This is a genomic window from Hymenobacter algoricola, from assembly GCF_039539525.1.
In the GTDB taxonomy this organism is placed as follows: Bacteria; Bacteroidota; Bacteroidia; order Cytophagales; family Hymenobacteraceae; genus Hymenobacter; species Hymenobacter algoricola.
This window is the reverse complement of record NZ_BAABDH010000064.1, coordinates 1-1,699: the sequence shown is the minus strand read 5'-3', so window position 1 is coordinate 1,699 and position 1,699 is coordinate 1. Positions and strand designations below refer to the sequence as shown.

General features: G+C 57.0%; 1 protein-coding gene. It reads left to right on the top strand.

What is annotated here, in order from left to right; genetic code table 11:
* Window positions 1–683: 683 nt before the first annotated feature.
* Window positions 684–1,247 carry a hypothetical protein gene (locus tag ABD842_RS13825; RefSeq protein ID WP_345114970.1) on the top strand — a complete coding sequence of 188 codons (564 nt, stop codon included), beginning with the start codon at window positions 684–686 and terminating at the stop codon, window positions 1,245–1,247.
* Window positions 1,248–1,699 lie beyond the last annotated feature (452 nt).

Sequence of the window (1,699 nt, the reverse complement as noted above, 5' to 3'; positions counted from 1 at the left end):
GCCGGGCCACGGTTAACTGGCAGTTTTCCCTCGAAAAAGCCCGCACCAAACTCGGCCGACATTACCAGAAAATTAGGGTGCCTAATTCCCCTGACTAAGCACTAGGCTGGAAGCACACTGCCGGCCTTTCGCCCTGAAGCCGTATATTTAGGTAGCAACCAACCTCCTACGGCCATGAAAGCGACTCCGGTTTCGTCCGTAACGCCGGCTTCCCGGCCTATCCCGTTGGAAGCTCCCGCCCCAGCGGCGCCCCGCCCCACGGCCGCCCCCGCTCCCGCGGTGGATGAGGAGCGGGAAAACCAGCAGCACGAGGAAGAAAAAAACCTTCATGCTAGCCTGGTGCTGCGGCTGCGAAGGGTATGCCTCCATCTTCTAGGCTACCGGAACAGCGAAGCGCATGGTTTTTTCCGGCGCTTCGTTTGCCGCAGTGGGCGGTTGCGCGGGTTGCTTCAGGGGATGGTCAAGGCTTTTTCTAGTTAGGCAAACCGGTAGCCCAACCGAAGCGGCGTGGAGCAGTTATGCGCATTGTTGCTGTATTGTATAATAATTTTAATTATTAATTATATATATTCAATTATTGGTTGCCAGATGCGCAAAGAAAGACCGGGAGGTTTCTGTCCGGGCGCCGCTGGGGTTGCAGCCACCCGCCAGCTGCAGAGAGAGTTGACCGTAAGCCCGAGAAGATGAATCCTTATTGCCGAGCCGGACAGCTGTTTATCCTTCTGCTGCTCACTTCTGCGGCCGGCTCCCACGCGCAGCCGTACCGGCACGAGGCGTATGCCAGCTATGGACTGATGCCAGTGCAGGGCATCGGACCCGAAATCTTCTTGATATTTTTTGGCTCAACTGTCAGACCTGATGTGGTGGGGCCGGTCGGCTTCGGCTACCGGTACTTTCTTGGCAAGACAGTTGCCTTGGGCGCGGAAGTACACTACACGAAAGTGACGAATACGTACTCTTCGGGTTTTATTTTCAACCAGGGCGAAACCATCCACCACTACACGACGCTGCTGCCGCGCATTGACTTTACGTACGTGCGTGGCCAGAAGTACCAGGTCTATTCCGGCCTGGGCGTGGGCGTCAGCCTGGAGCATGCTACTTTCGAAAACGCCGATGACCGAAGGGCCCGGCTGGCCTGGCAGCTCACCGCGGTGGGCGTCCGAGTAGGGCAGGCCATAGGTGGCTTCACGGAAGTAGGCGTTGGCTACAACGGGCTAGTCCGCGTCGGCATCTCGGGAAAATTCTAGCGTCCCCGGGGCAGCACTATGCCCCATCAGTAGGGGAACTCAGCGGGCGGGCCCTGGGCTGGGGCGGGGTACTCCGGCTCCGTCAAGCCATTTGCCGAAGCCGGCCGCCGGGCATCAGCAGCACGAGGAAGAAAAGACCTTCATGCTGGCTTGGTGCTGTGGCTGCGAAGGATACGGATCAATATTTTAGCGAAGCTCCAGGAAACGAGCAGCGCCCCCTGATTCAGGTGGCGCTGCTCGTTTGTTGTTGGGATGTTAGTTAAGGTAACGAACAGGGCTTTGTGCAGGCATGGTATTTGAAAAAAGTCTGCCCGGAACCGCTGCTGATTGAAAAACAAATGTACAAGATATAGCGGATTCGTGAACAGTTCATCCCTATTTGGCGGATAGCCGTAGCCAGTAAGATGAATCCCTATTCGCTTGATTTACGCACCCGCGTGGCGGCGGCCTGT